Origin of the sequence: Sphingomonas sp. IBVSS2 (genome assembly GCF_002127225.1) — a bacterium.
GTDB lineage: Bacteria > Pseudomonadota > Alphaproteobacteria > Sphingomonadales > Sphingomonadaceae > Sphingomonas.
The window spans coordinates 873,971-889,773 of sequence record NZ_NFUR01000001.1; the positions used below are offsets into that span (position 1 = coordinate 873,971).

The following is a 15,803-nucleotide window of genomic DNA, read 5'->3' on the forward strand; positions in this document are numbered from 1 at the left end:
TGTATAGGCTCCTATGTAACTGGAGCGACTCACCATGACAACCAATCCCTCGATCGCGATCATCGGCGGCGGGCCCGGCGGGCTGATGCTGGCCCGCCTGTTGCAACAAGGCGGCCGCGCCGTCATCCTGTTCGAGCGCGACGCCCATGCCGGCGAGCGCGCCCAGGGCGGCTCGCTCGACCTGCACGCGGAGACCGGGCAGCGCACCATGCGGCTGGCCGGGTTGGAGGTCGAGTTCATCGCCGCGGCCCGGCCCGAGGATCAGGGCGATCGGCTCTATGATTCCGCCGGCGCCCTGGTGTTCGACCATGACGGCGCCGGCCATGATCGGCCCGAGATCGATCGCACGGTACTCCGGGACATCCTCCTCGCCGCGCTGGCGCCGGGGACGGTCCGTTGGGGCAGCCCGGTCGAGGCGATCCGGCCATGGGGTGATGGCTGGGAGGTCGTCATCGATGGCGCAGCGCAGCGCTTCGACATCGTCATCGGTGCCGACGGCGCCTGGTCGCGGGTGCGGCCGCTGCTTTCCGACGCGACGCCGGTCTATGAAGGTGCGACGCTGCTCGAGCTCGGCTTCGATGTGGAGCGCCATCCCCAGGTCGATGCGTTGACCGGCCATGGCAAGATGTTCGCGGCGGGCGACAACCGGCTGCTGATCACGCAGCGAAACGGCGCGGGCCATATTCGCGGCTATGCCGGGCTGCGCATTCCGGAAGCGACGGCAAGAACATGGCAGTCGATGCCGGTCGAGGCGGTGCGCGCGCAGGTGCTGGCCGAATTCGCCGGATGGGCGCCCCAGCTTCGCGCACTGATCGCCGAGGGCGATGCGCTGGCGGTGCGGCCGATGACGGCGCTGCCGATCGGCCATCGCTGGACGACGCGCCGGGGCATCACGCTGCTCGGCGACGCCGCACATGTGATGTCGCCGTTCAGCGGCGAAGGCGTCAATCTCGCGCTGGCCGACGCCGCCGACCTGGCCGAAGCGCTGCTATCGGCAGAGGGCTGGGCGGCGGTCACGCGCTACGAGGCTGCGATGGCCGACCGCGCGGCGATCGCCGCGAAAGGCGCAGCGGAAGGACTGCGCCTCTCGATCTCATCCGATGCGCTCGGCTCGGTTCTGGAGCATTATCGGGAGCGCGCCCTCGCCTAGTTCCCCACCACCGGCAGCATGATCGCCGAGCCGGCGCACACCTTCTGCGTCGCCTTCCGGTAATCGCCCGGCTTGGCCTTGTAGATGTTCGGCACGAAGGTCTGCGGGTTGCGGTCGATCATCGGGAACCAGCTCGACTGGACCTGGACCATGATCCGGTGGCCCTTCTTGAACACATGGTCATGGTCGCGCAGCGGGATCGACCAGTCGGTGACCTGGTCGGGCACCAGCGGCGTCGCCTTCTCGAACGACTGGAGATAGCGGCCGCGGCGAACCTCCATCGCGATCGGCAGCTGATAGCCGCTCAGCCCCTTGGCATAGGCGCCGAGCGCGGTCGGCGGCTTCTCATAGTCCTCGGGGAAGACGTCGATCAGCTTGACCACGAAGTCGCTGTCGGTGCCGCTGGTCGCGGCCATCAGGCTGGCGGTGATCGCGCCGGTCACCGTCAGGTCGCCGTCGAGCGGGGCGCTGACATAGCTCAGCACGTCCGGGCGATATTCGACGAAACGCTGGTCCTCGGTCTCCCACCAGCGCCAGTCCGGCGTCGCATAGGTGGCCGACATCGGGCGCGCGCGGAAAGGCACCGGATTGGCCGGGTCGGAGACATATTCGCGGCAGCCCTCGCCCGCGGCCGGCGCCTGGAACGAGACGCTGCCATCGGCATGGAGGAACAGGCTGCGGCGCGCGGCATTGGCGAGCGGCCACTGGCTGTATGTCTTCCATTGCCAGCTGCCCGACTGGAAGCTCTTCAGCGCATAATCGGGCTTGGTGCCCTTGCCGTGCAGCCAATAGGCGAAGAAGGGCGCTTCGACCTGCTCCATGAACTGGGTGCCGCTGTCGACGCCGAACGGGATGCGGCCGAGCGCATTGCCCGGCGAGCGCCAGCTGCCATGGTTCCACGGGCCGGCGACCATCAGCGCGAGCTTGTCCGGGTCGTTCTCGCGCTGCTTGTAGAAGATCTGCCAGCTGCCCCAGGGATCTTCCTGGTCCCAATAGCCGGCGACGTTGAGCGTCGGCACGGTGGTGCGCTTCAGCGTGTCCGACCAGACCTGCTTCTTCCAGAATTCGTCATAGTCGGGATGCTCGATCATCTCGCGGTAGCGCGGCACCCGGCCCTTGAAATACTTCTCCTCGATGTCCGCCGGCGAGCCGGCCTTGAGGAACCATTCATAGGTGTCGTAGCGATCGTACAGGTCGATGCCGGCATTGGTCTTGTCGGCCTGGAGGCTGTTCACCCAGTCGCTGGCATAGGTGAGGCGCATCGCGCCCCAGCGGTGCAGGTCGTCATTCTTCCAATAGTCGGTCCAGGCGGCCTGCGGGCTCACTGCCTTCAGCGCCGGGTGCGGGCGGGCGAGCGCGACGGCGGCGGTGAAGCCGGGATAGGAGACGCCCCACATGCCGACCTTGCCGTTGTTCGGCTTCACGTTCTTCACCAGCCAGTCGATCGAATCATAGGCGTCGGTCGATTCGTCGACGGCGTTCTTGCCGGCCTTGATCTCGGTGGAGAGGGTGAAGGGGCCGCCTTCGGACTGGAAGCGGCCGCGCATGTCCTGCGAGACGAAGACATAGCCGTCGCGCGCCAGCGCCGCCCAGCTGGACGGCACGCTCTGCGGCGCGCGGGCCGTGGCGCCATAGGGGGTGCGGCTGAACAGGATCGGCAACGGACCCTTCTGGTCGCGGGGGCGCAGGATCACCGTGTGGAGCTTCGCGCCGTCGCGCATCGGGATCATCGCCTCCTCCATCACGAAGGGCGAGCCCTCGGCCTGGGCCGGCGCGGCGGGTGCGGCCTGGCGCGCGGGCAGCGCGGCGACCGGCGCGGCGGCGACCGCCAGGGCGAAGAGACTGACCAACCGCATGCACACCTCCATCGGAACCGGAATGGAGAGGGCGTAACCGGTGTGTTGCCGGTGTCAATCGGCGCGGCGGCGAAACCGGAGGGCGATGGCGGGGCGCAGGACCAGCGCATTGAAGTCGATCAGCAAGTGCACCAGGATGGGTGCCGCCAGTCCGCCGGTGCCGAGATAGAGCGCGGCGAAGAATGCGGCGAGCAGCGTCGTCACCGCCATGCCCAGCCATCCCTGATAGCGATGGAGCAGTCCGAAGATCAGCGTCGAGGCGATGAAGGCGAATGCCGGGGTACCGCCGCTCAGCACGATCAGGAGCGGCAGATAGAGGCGGAAGAGTATCTCCTCGCTGATCCCGGCATTGATGGTCAGCGGCAGGACGCGGAGCAACTCGGCCCGGTTGCGCGGCAGCATCGCGGTGATATCCAGCCCGGGCACGGGCTTGGCGGGCTCGCGTCGCCTGAGCTGCAGCAGCGCGCCCAACGCTCCCCCGCCGAGCATTGCCCCCACCATGAGCCCGAGGACCAGGGGGCTGTCGATGCGAAAGTCGGGCATGGCCGGGGTCAGTGGCGCGAATTCGCCGGGGAAGCGCCACAGCGCCTCCACTCGCCCGAGGAGCGCCAGCCCGAGCAGCGGCACGCCCAGATACATGGCGCAGGCGTTGCGGGCCCAGCGCAGATAGGCGCGCTGGCGCCGCTGCGTGTCCTCGATCTCGCGGAAGCGCCGGAAGCTGCGGACGTCGTTGCGCTGGAACCAGGCGAGTGCGGCCAGCGATATGCTCAACAGCGCCGGCGCAACGAGCGCATGCATGTCCTGCTCCCCTTGTGACCGTGCAGCGGAATAGCGGCGGCGCGGCGCGAGGCAAGGGTGAGGAGGCGGTTCAAGAAAAGCGTAAATTGACTGTCAGCCACGACAAATATCGCATCCAACTATATTGGTTCTTTCGTCGATTGACGTCCCAATTGCGTTGGTGGAACCCAGTGTCATCGCAGACTTCCGCGAAGCTTGGGGGAAATTGTCATGCATCTGACGCACAAGGCCGGCGAGCTGTCCGCGCGCCCTCTCAAATTCCTGGAGACCGACACGCTGGTGGTGCGCTGGATCGCGCAGGCGGCGGTCAATGTCGAGCTGTTCACCATCCCGCTCTACATGACCTCGCTCTATTCGATCACCGGCATGCACCCCATCACGAGCCAGGGGAACAGCTTCTACAAGGGCCGGCAATGGCCGGGCGCCAAGACGAGCGCGAGCTTCGAGCACAAGCCCGGCAAGAAGGGCTGGGGCAACAAGAAGGCGTTCAACATCGTCTTCTCGGTGTTCATCCAGGAGATGCTGCATCTCCAGATGGCGGCCAATCTCGCCACGTCGATCGGCGCCGTGCCCAGCTTCACCGCCACCGCGCTGCAGAGCGGCGATCATGGCTGGACCTGCTACGGCCCCAAGCTGACCCGGATCCCCGGCGTCGTCGACCTGACGGACACCAACCGGTTCAAGGACGTGAAGGTGAATGTCGGCCCGCTCGACGAGGAGCGGATCAAGCTGTTCCTCGCCATCGAGCAGCCGCAGGAGACGGCCGAGAAGGACATCGTCCGCAACCAGGAGCGATATTTCCCCAAGGTCCCGTTCAAATACACGACCGTGGCGGAGCTCGACGCGCACATCCTGTTCGGCTCGATCGGCTATATGTACCAATGCTATCGCGACTATCTGCTGATCACCTATGAGGACGGGTCGCGGCTCTGGGACCATGTGATGGACGCCTCGGGCCAGCAGAACGACCTGTTCAACAATTTCAGCTTCCCCGGCCATCCGATGCGCGAGTTCATGGGCTTCGAGACCACGATCGCGCTCACCGATCCCGAGATCGCGCTGAAACAGGCGCTCAACATGATGAACGCGATCACCGACCAGGGCGAAGGCGCCACGCTGGGCGCGCGCTATGACGACAAGGGCCAGCGGCTGAAGGACGATGCCGCCAAGCTCGTCCAGGGCGCGGTCAGCCCGCACTATTGCCCGGACCGCGATGCGCTCGCCTCCGACTATCCGAGCTATTCGCAGACCGGCAAGCTCATCCCCTCGTCCGATGCCGCGGCGCGCGCCGACAATGACGGCATCGACCATTACACTCGCTTCCGCGAGATCGAGGACATTCGCGGCAGCGGCGGGCTCGAGACCTGGGACCAGTCGCCCAGGATCGGCAAATGGACCGCGGCGGACCTGACCACCGAAGGCTATGATCCCAAGGACAATCCCTATGGCCTGGCCACGCCGGAGCAGATCGCCCATGCGCTCAACAGCCTGAAGAACGGCGCGGACAGTGCGGCCGGCTTCCAGAAGATGAGCCAGGCGGTGTGCGGCGCGATCAAGGGCGTCACCACCGTGCTCGACAGCTATTGGAACCCCGCCGGCGCCACCGTGTCCTTCCCCTTCCCGTCGATGGCGGGATCGGGCGACCGCATGTCGACCGCCTGGGCGGTGTTCGGCAGGACCCCGGACCTCTCGGTCGGCGTCGGCGAGCCGGATTCGAGCATCGTCAACCATGCCTGCCAGGGGCTCGACGTGGCGGAAGTCGGGGGCAAATGGGGCACCAACGCCTGCGCCCAGACGTCGATCTATCACACGTGCCGCGGCTCGAACCTGTGCAAGGGCCAGGGCGGCTGCGGCTTCGTCCAGCTCACCAGCGGCGGCGGCAGTTGCGGCGGGGCGAGCAGCGGCTGCGGCTCAGCCGCCTCCAAGACCTCGAACGCGCCCAAGGCCAACCCGGTCGCGGGCGGTGGCTGCGGCACGCAGACCGCAGTGAAGGGCGGCGGCTGCTCGGCGGTGACCATGCGCACCTATGGCGGGCTGTGCGGCACGCCCACGCCTTCTCCCACGCCCACGCCGAGCGGCCCGATGTACACTGCGCCGAGCGACAATATCTGCGGCGGCTTCGGTGGCTGCGCGGTGCCGATCTCCGCGCTCCAGCTCTATCCCAAGGCGGGCACGATGGAGGTCTGGGCGCTGGTCGGCAGTTCCAAGCCGGTGCTCTGCGGCACGCCCAAGCCGACGCCGTCGCCCTCGGGCTGCGGGGCCCCGCAGGCCAAGGCGGACAAGAATCTGTGTGGCACCCCGTCGCCTTCGCCGTCGCCTACCCCCTCGGGCTGCGGCGCGCCTTCCTCGAAGAAGATCGCCACGATCGACTTCAAGGAAGGCGACAAGGTGGAGGACATCGCCTTCCAGGCCTTTGCCAAGGTCGTCGCCTACAAGGTCAATGGCGATCCGGACAAGCCGGTGGCGGGCCTGGTCCAGCAGGCGCCGAACGATCTGCGCCTGGCCTATCCGCCTTCGACCTAGGAGAAGGATCGCCATGACGCTGCCCCGGCTCGGCCTGCCCAATCCCGGCGACGGGCTGGGGCTGCGCGAGGAGCATTTCCCGCACCTGATGTCGACGCCCCCGGAATCCTGGGGCGTCGACTGGTTCGAGGCGATCACCGAGAATCTGCTCGACAATGCCGGCTATGGCATGCGCGTGTTCGAGCATGTCGCGGCGCACCGGCCGGTGGTGCTCCACGGCGTGTCGCTCTCGATCGGCAGCACCGCGCCGCTCGACATGGCCTATCTCGGCAAGCTGCGCGTGCTGGCCGAACGCTTCCGGCCGCTCTGGATCTCGGACCATCTGTGCTGGACCGGGGTGCAGGGCGTGAACAGCCACGACCTGCTGCCGATGCCGCTCACCGAGGCGGCGCTGGCGCATGTCGCGGACCGGGTGGCCCGGGTGCAGGATTTCCTGGGCCGACCGCTGATCGTCGAGAATCCGAGCACCTATCTCGAGTTCCGCGCCAGCCAGATGCCCGAGGCGGAGTTCCTCGCCCGATTGTGCGAGGCGACCGGCTGCGGGCTGCTGCTCGACGTCAACAACGTCCATGTATCGAGCTTCAACCATGCGCAGGATCCGCTCGCCTATCTCGAGGCGATCCCGGCGGCGCATGTCGTGCAGGTCCACCTGGCGGGCCCGAGCGACCATGGCACGCACCTGATCGACACGCACGACGCGCCGGTGCCCGATGCGGTGTGGCCGCTCTATGCCCGGGTATGGGAGCGCTGCGGGCCGGTCGCCACCATGGTCGAATGGGATGCCGCCATCCCCGAATTCGAAGTGGTCGCCGCCGAGCTCGCCAAGGCGCGGCGGGTGCGCGAGGGGCTGCCGCTTGCCGCCTGAACTCGCCGCGCTGCAGGACTGGATGCAGGAGGCGATCCTCGCCGCCTCGGACCGGGGTGCCCGCGCGCATGTCCATGGCGACAACCGGCTTACTGCCGAGGATCGGGTCCAGATCTATGCGCGCGGCTATCGCCAGCGGCTGATCGAGTGCCTGGAGCGCGAATATCCCCTGCTCGCGGCGCTGGCCGGGCCGACCGCTTTCGGCCTGTTCGCCCAGGGCTATGTCGCAGCGCGGCCCTCGCGCAGCTACACGCTCTACGATTTCGGCGCCGGCTTCCCGGCATGGCTCGAGGCGTCGCGGCCGCCGGGCGGGGCGCAGGATGTCGGCGCCATCCCGGCCGCATTGGCGCGCATCGAGCGGACCAAGGCCGAAGTCCACCGCGCCCATGGAATCGAGCGCGACGCCCCGGCCTGGCCGGGCATGGATCCGGTGCTGGCCGAGTTGCTGGCGCTGGCCGCGACTCGGCGCTGGTATCGGCCGGACAGTGCCCGGTTGCTGGCGCTGCCCTTCGACTTCAGCGAGATGCTGGCCAGGGGCGAGCCGATCCCCCCGCGTTCGGAGCCGATGCTGCTCGCGGTCGCCCGCGCGCAGTATCGGATCGCCTGCCTGCCGCTCGAACCCTGGCAATATGACTGGCTGGCCGTGCTTCCGGAGGATCCGGCGCGCGCGGTGCCGCTGCCGGACGACGCGCGCATCTCGCTATGGCTGCCCTTCGCGGCGGCGCACGGGCTGGCGGCGCCGGGGTGAGCCCTCGAATCCTCCCTCGCGAAGCGAACGGGGATTACAGCCGGTGCTCGCCCTTCACCCAGCGGACCGTGCCCGAATGGGCGCGCATCACCACGCTCTCGGTGGTCATCTTGGTGGCGAAGCGCTTCACGCCCTCGAGCAGCGAGCCGTCGGTCACGCCCGTCGCCGCGAAGATGCAGTCGCCCTTGGCGAGCTCGGTGAGGTCGTAGATCTTGTCGAGATCCTCGATCCCCCATTTGCGCGCGCGCAGGCGCTCGTCGTCGTTGCGGAAGATCAGCCGGCCCTTGAACTGGCCACCGACGCAGCGCAGCGCCGCGCAGGCGAGCACGCCCTCGGGCGCGCCGCCCTGGCCCATATACACGTCGATCGTCGTCTCGGGATCGGTGGTGGCGATCACGCCGGCCACGTCGCCGTCGCCGATCAGCACCACGCCACAGCCGACGTCGCGCAGCTCGGCGATCAGCTTCTCGTGGCGCGGGCGATCGAGCACGCAGGCGATGATCTCGTGCGGCTGCACGCCCTTGGCCTTGGCGATCGCGTGCACATTCTCGGTCGGCGTCTTGTTGAGGTCGATCACGCCCTCCGGATAGCCGGGGCCGACCGCGATCTTGTCCATATAGACGTCGGGCGCGTTGAGCAGGCCGCCCTTCTCGGCCACCGCGAGCACCGCCAGCGCATTGGGGCCGGCCTTGGCGCAGATGGTGGTGCCCTCGAGCGGGTCGAGCGCGATGTCGATCGCCGGGCCCTTGCCCTGCGCCGCGCCCACCTTCTCGCCGATATAGAGCATCGGGGCCTCGTCGCGCTCGCCCTCGCCGATCACCACGGTGCCGTCGAGATAGAGCTTGTTGAGCGCGTCGCGCATCGCCTCGACCGCGGCGGCGTCGGCCGCCTTCTCGTCGCCGCGGCCGACCAGGGTGGAGGCGGCGATCGCCGCCGCTTCGGTCACGCGCACCATTTCGAGGACGAGGACGCGGTCGAGGGCGTGGCTGGCGGTCTGCTGCATGGGAATGGGATACCCCGGTGATTGGACTTGCGGCGGCGATTAGGCAGCGCCGTGGCGCTTGTCGATTCCGCTAACGTTGTCAGCATGCCGCCGTTCCCAATTCGGTCACAACTCGGCGCTAGCGTAACGAAACCCCGGGGGCGGAGGACGTGCACATGCTGATGATGGCCCTGCTTCTGCTTGCCCAGAATAACGACCCGTCGCCGGCCCAGGTGATGGAGGCGCATCGCCAGCGCTGGTCGGCCAATCCCGCGTGCCGGCGCGCGCGCGACGAGAGCGAGATCGTCGTCTGCTCGCGGCGGGAGGCGGACAAATACCGTGTGCCGCTGACGACGACGTACAACGGACCCGATACCGACCAGGGGCGGCTCAACCGGCTGTTCGACGGGGCGGACGGGCGCCCGCCGTGCGGCGAGGGCGCGTTCCTGGTGCGCTGCGGTTTTGCGGGAGTGACGATGAGCGTCAGCGCACGCGGCGTGCGCACCGTGCGCCGCGAACTGGCGCCCTGAGGGACGGCGGCCGAGGGAAACCGGCGGCGCGCCGCGCGTTGAGCGCGGTGACTTTCCTTCGGAGACCCGGATGCTGCTGCTCGCCTTCGCCCTCGCCCTCGCCAATGCCCTGCCCGCTGTCGAGCCGCCGCAGCAGCATCGCCGCAAGGCCAGGGCGCGCGTGACGCGCGTCACCAATATCCCCGCCCGCGCCGCGCCGCAGCCGCGCAACCTTGCCGTCACGGTGCCCGCCGATCCCGCCAAGCGCTACCGCCTGCCGCTCCCCAGCACCGAAGTCACCGATGCCAAGCGCGAGGCGGTGCGCAACACGGGCATGGCCTGCGGCACCACCGGTGCGCCCGTATGCCCGCACAAGGGGCGGCAGGTGCTGAAGAGCAGCCTCGACTGAGCCTAGCCGGCCAGGATGTGCATCCACATCGGCTCGCCCATCAGGCTGGCCGAGCCGCGCAGCTTGTCGAGCGCCTGCGACACCGCGCGTTCCGGCACCTCGTGCGTGACGATGGCGACGAGCACGCTGCCGTCCGGGTTGGCGCCGCGCTGCATCAGGCTCTCGATCGAGACGCCGGCATCGCGCATCGCTGCGGCGATCTCGGCGAGCACGCCCACCTTGTCCGCCACGGTGAAGCGCACATAGGCGCGGCTGGTGCGCTCGCCGGCATCGGCGGTCCCCTGCCGGGCGAGTGCGGCGGCGGGCATCGCATAGGGGTGGCCGAATTCGCCGCGGGCGATGTCGATCAGGTCGGCGACCACGGCGGATGCCGTCGGGCCGTCGCCGGCGCCGGCGCCCTGGAACAGCAGCCGGCCGACGAAATTCCCTTCCGCGACCACGGCGTTGGTCGAGCCGGTGACATGGGCGAGCGGGTGGCTGAGCGGCACGAGATGCGGATGCACGCGCTGGAACAGTCCGCCGGGACCGGCATCGGCGATGCCGAGCAGGCGGACGCGATAGCCGAGCGAGGCTGCCTCGGCGATGTCCGCGGCGAGGACATGGCGCACGCCGGTGATCGCCACCCGGTCGAACGCCGGCTGCGTGCCGAAGGCGAGGCTTGCGAGGATCGAGAGCTTGTGCGCGGCATCGACGCCGTCGATGTCGAAGCTCGGGTCCGCTTCGGCATAGCCGAGGCGCTGCGCCTCGGCGAGGATCTCGGCGAAGTCGCGGCCTTCGGCTTCCATCTTGGACAGGATGAAATTGCAGGTGCCGTTGAGGATGCCATAGACGCGGGCGATCTCGTTGGCGGCGGCGCCTTCGCGCAGGCCCTTGATCACCGGCACGCCGCCGGCCACCGCGGCTTCGAACTTGAGCGCCAGGCCGGCATCTTCCGCAGCGCCGGCGAGCTCCAGCCCATGATGCGCGATCATCGCCTTGTTGGCGGTGACGAAGCTCTTGCCGCCGTTCAGCGCCGCGCGGGCGAGGGCGAGGGCAGGCCCGTCGGAGCCGCCGACCAGCTCGACCACCACGTCCGCCCGGGGATGGCGCGCCAGTTCGGCGGTGTCGTCGACCCAGTCGAAGCGCGTGATGTCGACGCCGCGATCCTTGGCGCGATCGCGCGCGGAGACTGCGACCACTTCGATCGGCCGGCCGGCCCGCCTCGCGATCAGCTCCGCATTCGCGTCGATCAGGCGGATCACGCCCGCGCCGACGGTGCCCAGGCCTGCAAGTGCGATACGAAGCGGTTCGGTCATTGTCAGCTCATTCCCCGTCATGCTGAACTCGTTTCAGCATCCAACGCGCGGCAAGGGCCGCGCTGTCGGCACCTAGCTGCACCTTGGACCCCGAAACAAGTTCAGGGTGACGGAGGATTTCTTTGCTCCGGGCTTACTTCTTGATCAGCCCGATCTCGACCAGGCGCTCGAACAGATAGTCGTGCGCGGTGATCGATTCCGGATAGCGGTTCGGATTCGCCTCCGTGATCGTCGACGGCAGCGTCTCGATCAGGAAGTCCGGCGCCGGGTGCAGGAAGAAGGGCATCGAGTAGCGCGGGGTGCCGCGGCGCTCGACCGGCGGGTTGACCACGCGGTGGGTGGTGGAGGGCAGATAGTGGTTGGTCAGGCGCTGCAGCATGTCGCCGACATTGACCACCATCGCGCCCTCGGGCGGCTTGACCGGCAGCCAGCGGCCGTCGCGGTCGAGCAGCTCGAGCCCGGCTTCCTCGGCGCCGAGCAGCAGGGTGATCAGGTTGATGTCCTCATGCGCGCCGGCGCGAACCTCCGGCGCATCGGCGGCGACGGGCGGATAGTGGAGCAGGCGCAGGACGGAATTGCCGTCGCGCACCGCGCGATCGAACCAGTCGGGCTGGAGGCCGAGATAGCGCGCGATCGCCGAGAGCAGCCGGTCGCCGGCATCGTCGAACGCCTGGAACAGCTCGAGGAAGGTCTCCTTGAAGCCTTCGGGGCGGTCCGGCCAGATGTTCGGCGCCATGTCCTTCTCGAAGCGATGGCCCTTGGCCAGTTCGCGGCCGACATGCCAGAATTCCTTCAGGTCGACATGTTGCGCGCCCTTGGCGATCTCGGTCTTGAACGGCGTATAGCCGCGCGCGCCGCCGCCGCCCTCGACGAAATAGGCGCGCTTTTCCTGCTCGGGCAGGTCGAAAAAGGCCTTGGTCATCGCCCAGGCGCGATCGATCAGATCCTGCGGCACGCCATGGTCGGCGACCATCGCGAAGCCGAAGCGCCGGAAGGACTGGCCGAACTTCTGCGCGAATCCATCGGGATCGTTCGCCTGTTCGGCCATCGAGACGAGGGGTACCTCGTCGAGAACAGTAGCCATCTATGAGTCTCCTTGGGCCCAGTTAGACCCGCCGATGCCGGCGCGACAAGAGGTGCGCCGGCATCGCCCGACCCGGGATCGCGTGGCGACGGGCGCGGCTAGCTGCCGGTCATCTCCATGCGGCCCCTGACCTTCTCGCCGCCGTCCGCGCTCAGGTCGAGCGTGAAGGCGCCGCCGTCCGAAGTGGTGCCGGCAAAGCCGTCGCCCCTGGCCGCGAACTTGAAACCCTTCCTCGTGAAGCCTTCGCGGAACCAGCTCTGGACGGCGGCGAGCGAGGCGGGGCTGGTGAAGTCGATCCGCACCTTGCCGTCGTCCTTGCCCCCGTCCTTGCCGTTGCCGGGCTTGTCGCTGCCGGTGATGTGGAATCCGGCGATCTCGGACTTCGGGTAGAGCTTCACGCCGTCGAGGTCGACGTCGTCGGCCTTCATCTTGATCTGCGGCACCTTGAAATTGCCCTGGAAGCCGTCGCCCTTGATCGAGACGGTGCCGTTTTCCATCTTGAAGCTGCCATTGTCGCCATCGTCCGACTTCACGTCGATCGTCACCGGCGTTCCCGTGCCGCCGTTGCAGGCGGCCAGCGCGAGGGGAAGCAGCAGAAGGGGCAGACGACGCATCGGCGCTCTCCATTGGTGTATCATAAATGCAATACACTAGCCGAAGCGCATGGCCGGCGCAAGAAAGGCGCTGGCTTTGGGGGGTGACGCGCGCCGCCCGATGCGCCATTTGCGCCGGCATGGAAGAGCCGCATCTCACAGCGCAAGCGCAGAACAAGGCGCCGCTCGCGTTCGGCGAGTTCGTCAGCCTGGTCGCGGCGATGATGGCGCTCACCGCGCTCGGCATCGATTCGATGCTGCCCGCGCTGCCTGCGATCGGCGCCAGCCTGGGCGTCGACGCGCCCAATCATCGCCAATATGTCGTCACGGCGTTCCTGATCGGCTTCGCCTTCGCCCAGCTCGCTTATGGCCCGCTCTCGGACCGGTACGGGCGGCGGCCGGTGCTGGCGATCGCGCTGACCTCCTATGTGGTGACCAGCGCGGTGGCGGCGCTCTCGGGCAGCTTCACCTTGTTGCTGATCGCCCGCGCGGCGATGGGCGCGTCGGCGGCGGGCGCGCGCGTCGTCTCGGTGGCGCTGGTGCGCGACTGTTTCGCCGGCCGGGCGATGGCGCGGGTGATGAGCCTGGCCTTCATCGTCTTCATGGCCGCGCCGATCGTCGCGCCGAGCCTGGGGCAGCTGATCCTCTATGCCGGATCGTGGCGGCTGATCTTCTGGGCCGTCGCCGCGCTGGCGTGCGTGGTGGTGCTGTGGTTCTGGCTGCGCATGCCCGAGACGCTGGGGCAGGAGGGGCGGCTGTCGCTCAACCCGGCGCGCGTGTTCGCCGATTACGGCCTGATGCTGCGCGATCGCCAGGCGGTGGGCTATACGATCGGCATCATGCTGCTGTCGGGCGGCATGTTCGGCTTCATCGGATCGGTGCAGCAGGTGATGGAGGACGTGTTCCACGCGCCCGGGCTGCTGGCGGTCGTCTTCCCCTGCGTCGCCTCGACCATGGCGCTCGGCTCGTTCCTCAACTCGCGGCTGGTGATGAAGATGGGCATGCGCCGCATCTCGCATACGGCGCTTGCCGGGATGATCGTCTTCGCCGCGATCCATCTCGCCGTGGCGTGGGGCGGCTTCGAATCGATCTGGAGCTTCACCCTGCTCCAGGCGCTGATGATGGGATGCGTGGGCCTTTCCACGTCCAATTTCTCGGCGATGGCGATGGAGCGGATGGGAGAGATCGCCGGCACCGCCTCGAGCCTGCAGGGCTTCGTCACCACGCTCGGCTCGGCGCTGATCGGCGCCGCGATCGGCCAGGCGTTCGACGGCACCACCGTGCCGCTTTACACCGGATTCCTGCTTATGGGCCTCACCGCTTTCGTGGTAGTGGCCGTGACCGAGCGCGGACGCATGTTCCGCCCCAGCTAGGGAACGCTCGGGCACGATCGCCGTTCGCACTTCGAAGGCCCGCCGCCGTGGCGGGCGCGTGATGCGAGGACGGATGATGGGTGGCTATCAGGTTCCGGGGCGCGGCCCAGGCGATGAGGGGTTCGACGAGGAAGGCTATGACGAGAGCCAGCGCGCCGAGATCCTCGAGGCGACCAACGACGGCCCGAGCGACGGCAATGTCCTGACCGACATGGCACCCGATTTCGGCGCGGACGACGATGATGACGCGGACGATCTGCGCATGGTCGACGACGAGACCGGCGAGGAGGACGAGGATGCCGCCCAGAAGGCGCGCGCCATTTCCGAGGACGAGATCCAGGATGGGTTCGACGAGGACGACCTGGCGGACGACGACGATCTGGACGATGCCGACGGGGATGCGCTCGATCCTTGAGCGCCGCTATTGACGTCCGGCCCGGGGCGGCGGAACATGCTGCCCCATGGCCAGCGATCCCCGGGTAGATACCTATATCGAGAGCCGTGCCGCGTTCGCGCGGCCGATCCTGCACTGGATCCGCGCGCGCTTCCACGCCGCCGTGCCGGAGGTGGAGGAGACGGTCAAATGGTCGCATCCCTTCTTCACGCTCGGCGGCAGGCCCTTCGCCAACATGGCCGCGTTCAAGGCGCATGTGAGCTTCGGCTTCTGGAACCGGCAGGACAATGAAACCGGCAAGGAAGGCGAGGCGATGGGCCAGTTCGGCCGCATCGGATCGCTGGACGACTTGCCCGGGGCGACGGAAGTCGAGCGGCTGATCCGCGAGGCGGCTGCGCTGATGGCGGAAGCGAAGCCCGCCCGCCCGCGCGCCGCGCCCAAGGGTGAGGCGGAAGTGCCTCCCGAACTGGCCGGGGCCCTGGCGGCCGACGATGCGGCCGCCGCCGCCTTCAACGCCTTCTCGCCGAGCTGCCGGCGCGAATATTGCGAATGGATCGCCGAGGCCAAGCGGCCGGAGACCAAGGCCAAGCGCGTCGCGGAGGCAATGGCCTGGATGCGCGAGGGGAAGCGCCGGAACTGGAAATACGAGAATTGCTGAGGGGCGGCTGACTTCCCGCTCCCCGCTGGCGGGGAGCGGGAGAAACGCGTTGCCATCATGTCGCGGCTATGTGATGTTACATCATCATAACGAGGAGAGGTGCCATGACCCGTGCCGTCCGCGCTCGCCGCATTCCCGATACTGCTCCGATCGGTGCGATCAACATCACGCCGCTGATCGACGTGATGCTGGTGCTGCTCGTCGTGATCATCATCGCCATTCCGATAGCCTCGCATAAGGTGCCGGTGGACCTGCCCGCGAAGCCGGGGACCGCCGATCCGCTGCCACCTGTGGTGCTGGCGATCGACCGGCAGGGCGCGCTCCACTGGAACGGCGCGGCGCTTGCCGATGCGGCGCTGCCCGAGCGGCTGGCGGCACTGCAGAAATCGGGCGCGGTCCTGCACCTCCAGACCGATCCGGAGGCGCGCTACGAGCGGTTCGACGGGATTCTCGCCACGGTGAAGCGTGCGGGCATCACCAGGCTCGGCTTCGTCGGCAATCGGCCGCTCGAAGACTAGGCTGGCGGAACGGGCGCATCGGGCTATTCGTTACGTTCCCGGACGAAA

16 protein-coding genes are annotated in these 15,803 nt (G+C 68.2%); 10 read left to right on the forward strand and 6 right to left on the reverse strand.

Features of this window, described 5'->3' with window-relative positions:
• Positions 1-34: 34 nt before the first annotated feature.
• Positions 35-1,150 carry an NAD(P)/FAD-dependent oxidoreductase gene (locus CAP40_RS04270; RefSeq protein WP_086128070.1) on the forward strand — a complete coding sequence of 372 codons (1,116 nt, stop codon included), beginning with the start codon at positions 35-37 and terminating at the stop codon, positions 1,148-1,150.
• On the opposite strand, the gene CAP40_RS04275 is transcribed toward CAP40_RS04270, so the two are convergent.
• Positions 1,147-3,006 carry a CocE/NonD family hydrolase gene (locus tag CAP40_RS04275; protein WP_086128456.1) on the reverse strand — a complete coding sequence of 620 codons (1,860 nt, stop codon included), beginning with the start codon at positions 3,004-3,006 and terminating at the stop codon, positions 1,147-1,149. The genes CAP40_RS04270 and CAP40_RS04275 overlap by 4 nt on opposite strands.
• A gap of 54 nt (positions 3,007-3,060) precedes the next feature.
• On the reverse strand, positions 3,061-3,804 hold the full coding sequence (locus CAP40_RS04280) for a CPBP family intramembrane glutamic endopeptidase (protein WP_086128071.1): 744 nt from the start codon (positions 3,802-3,804) through the stop codon (positions 3,061-3,063).
• Between the two features lie 210 nt (positions 3,805-4,014).
• On the opposite strand from CAP40_RS04280, the gene CAP40_RS04285 reads away from it, so the two are divergent.
• The 3 genes from CAP40_RS04285 to CAP40_RS04295 are packed head-to-tail and all read left to right on the forward strand — an operon-like array spanning position 4,015 to position 7,940.
• Positions 4,015-6,327, forward strand: coding sequence for a ferritin-like domain-containing protein (locus CAP40_RS04285; protein ID WP_086128072.1), 2,313 nt, complete (start codon positions 4,015-4,017; stop codon positions 6,325-6,327).
• Positions 6,328-6,340: 13 nt separating this feature from the next.
• The gene (locus tag CAP40_RS04290) at positions 6,341-7,192 is read left to right on the forward strand and encodes a DUF692 domain-containing protein (RefSeq protein WP_086128073.1); all 852 of its coding nucleotides are present in this window, start codon (positions 6,341-6,343) and stop codon (positions 7,190-7,192) included.
• Positions 7,182-7,940 carry a DNA-binding domain-containing protein gene (locus CAP40_RS04295; RefSeq protein WP_179187903.1) on the forward strand — a complete coding sequence of 253 codons (759 nt, stop codon included), beginning with the start codon at positions 7,182-7,184 and terminating at the stop codon, positions 7,938-7,940. Before CAP40_RS04290 ends, CAP40_RS04295 begins: the two co-directional genes overlap by 11 nt.
• A 34-nt stretch (positions 7,941-7,974) precedes the next feature.
• On the opposite strand, the gene glpX is transcribed toward CAP40_RS04295, so the two are convergent.
• Positions 7,975-8,943 carry a class II fructose-bisphosphatase gene (gene glpX, locus CAP40_RS04300; protein WP_086128075.1) on the reverse strand — a complete coding sequence of 323 codons (969 nt, stop codon included), beginning with the start codon at positions 8,941-8,943 and terminating at the stop codon, positions 7,975-7,977.
• Between the two features lie 155 nt (positions 8,944-9,098).
• On the opposite strand from glpX, the gene CAP40_RS04305 reads away from it, so the two are divergent.
• Together CAP40_RS04305 and CAP40_RS04310 are read left to right on the forward strand one after the other, a co-directional pair.
• Entirely contained in the window at positions 9,099-9,452 is a 354-nt protein-coding gene (locus tag CAP40_RS04305; protein ID WP_086128076.1) for a hypothetical protein, read from the forward strand.
• 70 nt (positions 9,453-9,522) lie between these two features.
• A complete protein-coding gene (locus CAP40_RS04310) occupies positions 9,523-9,840 on the forward strand; it encodes a hypothetical protein (protein WP_086128077.1) in 318 nt (105 codons plus the stop codon).
• A 2-nt stretch (positions 9,841-9,842) separates the two neighbouring features.
• Here CAP40_RS04310 and CAP40_RS04315 read toward each other — a convergent pair whose 3' ends face one another.
• The 3 genes from CAP40_RS04315 to CAP40_RS04325 form a co-directional block, all read right to left on the reverse strand.
• A complete protein-coding gene (locus tag CAP40_RS04315; protein ID WP_086128078.1) occupies positions 9,843-11,135 on the reverse strand; it encodes a homoserine dehydrogenase in 1,293 nt (430 codons plus the stop codon).
• Positions 11,136-11,268: 133 nt separating this feature from the next.
• Positions 11,269-12,219: an isopenicillin N synthase family oxygenase gene (locus CAP40_RS04320; protein ID WP_086128079.1), complete on the reverse strand. Its 951-nt coding sequence runs from the start codon at positions 12,217-12,219 to the stop codon at positions 11,269-11,271.
• Between the two features lie 98 nt (positions 12,220-12,317).
• On the reverse strand, positions 12,318-12,833 hold the full coding sequence (locus CAP40_RS04325; protein ID WP_086128080.1) for a hypothetical protein: 516 nt from the start codon (positions 12,831-12,833) through the stop codon (positions 12,318-12,320).
• 119 nt (positions 12,834-12,952) lie between these two features.
• Between CAP40_RS04325 and CAP40_RS04330 the strand changes: the two genes are divergently transcribed.
• The 4 genes from CAP40_RS04330 to CAP40_RS04345 all read left to right on the forward strand — a co-directional run bounded on the left by CAP40_RS04330 (position 12,953) and on the right by CAP40_RS04345 (position 15,755).
• On the forward strand, positions 12,953-14,185 hold the full coding sequence (locus CAP40_RS04330; protein ID WP_086128081.1) for a multidrug effflux MFS transporter: 1,233 nt from the start codon (positions 12,953-12,955) through the stop codon (positions 14,183-14,185).
• 76 nt (positions 14,186-14,261) lie between these two features.
• The gene (locus tag CAP40_RS04335; protein WP_086128457.1) at positions 14,262-14,600 is read left to right on the forward strand and encodes a DNA primase; all 339 of its coding nucleotides are present in this window, start codon (positions 14,262-14,264) and stop codon (positions 14,598-14,600) included.
• Positions 14,601-14,646: 46 nt separating this feature from the next.
• Positions 14,647-15,237 (forward strand): YdeI/OmpD-associated family protein, encoded by a 591-nt coding sequence (locus tag CAP40_RS04340; RefSeq protein ID WP_086128082.1) that lies wholly within the window; start codon positions 14,647-14,649, stop codon positions 15,235-15,237.
• Between the two features lie 104 nt (positions 15,238-15,341).
• On the forward strand, positions 15,342-15,755 hold the full coding sequence (locus CAP40_RS04345) for a biopolymer transporter ExbD (RefSeq protein ID WP_086128083.1): 414 nt from the start codon (positions 15,342-15,344) through the stop codon (positions 15,753-15,755).
• The last annotated feature ends 48 nt before the right edge of the window (positions 15,756-15,803 follow it).

Coding starts and splice junctions, on each gene's coding strand:
- CAP40_RS04270 (WP_086128070.1), top strand. CDS start 35: ATGACAACCAATCCCTCGATCGCGATCATCGGCGGCGGGCCCGGCGGG.
- CAP40_RS04275 (WP_086128456.1), bottom strand. CDS start 3,006: ATGCGGTTGGTCAGTCTCTTCGCCCTGGCGGTCGCCGCCGCGCCGGTC.
- CAP40_RS04280 (WP_086128071.1), bottom strand. CDS start 3,804: ATGCATGCGCTCGTTGCGCCGGCGCTGTTGAGCATATCGCTGGCCGCA.
- CAP40_RS04285 (WP_086128072.1), top strand. CDS start 4,015: ATGCATCTGACGCACAAGGCCGGCGAGCTGTCCGCGCGCCCTCTCAAA.
- CAP40_RS04290 (WP_086128073.1), top strand. CDS start 6,341: ATGACGCTGCCCCGGCTCGGCCTGCCCAATCCCGGCGACGGGCTGGGG.
- glpX (WP_086128075.1), bottom strand. CDS start 8,943: ATGCAGCAGACCGCCAGCCACGCCCTCGACCGCGTCCTCGTCCTCGAA.
- CAP40_RS04305 (WP_086128076.1), top strand. CDS start 9,099: ATGCTGATGATGGCCCTGCTTCTGCTTGCCCAGAATAACGACCCGTCG.
- CAP40_RS04310 (WP_086128077.1), top strand. CDS start 9,523: ATGCTGCTGCTCGCCTTCGCCCTCGCCCTCGCCAATGCCCTGCCCGCT.
- CAP40_RS04315 (WP_086128078.1), bottom strand. CDS start 11,135: ATGACCGAACCGCTTCGTATCGCACTTGCAGGCCTGGGCACCGTCGGC.
- CAP40_RS04320 (WP_086128079.1), bottom strand. CDS start 12,219: ATGGCTACTGTTCTCGACGAGGTACCCCTCGTCTCGATGGCCGAACAG.
- CAP40_RS04325 (WP_086128080.1), bottom strand. CDS start 12,833: ATGCGTCGTCTGCCCCTTCTGCTGCTTCCCCTCGCGCTGGCCGCCTGC.
- CAP40_RS04330 (WP_086128081.1), top strand. CDS start 12,953: ATGGAAGAGCCGCATCTCACAGCGCAAGCGCAGAACAAGGCGCCGCTC.
- CAP40_RS04335 (WP_086128457.1), top strand. CDS start 14,262: ATGGGTGGCTATCAGGTTCCGGGGCGCGGCCCAGGCGATGAGGGGTTC.
- CAP40_RS04340 (WP_086128082.1), top strand. CDS start 14,647: ATGGCCAGCGATCCCCGGGTAGATACCTATATCGAGAGCCGTGCCGCG.
- CAP40_RS04345 (WP_086128083.1), top strand. CDS start 15,342: ATGACCCGTGCCGTCCGCGCTCGCCGCATTCCCGATACTGCTCCGATC.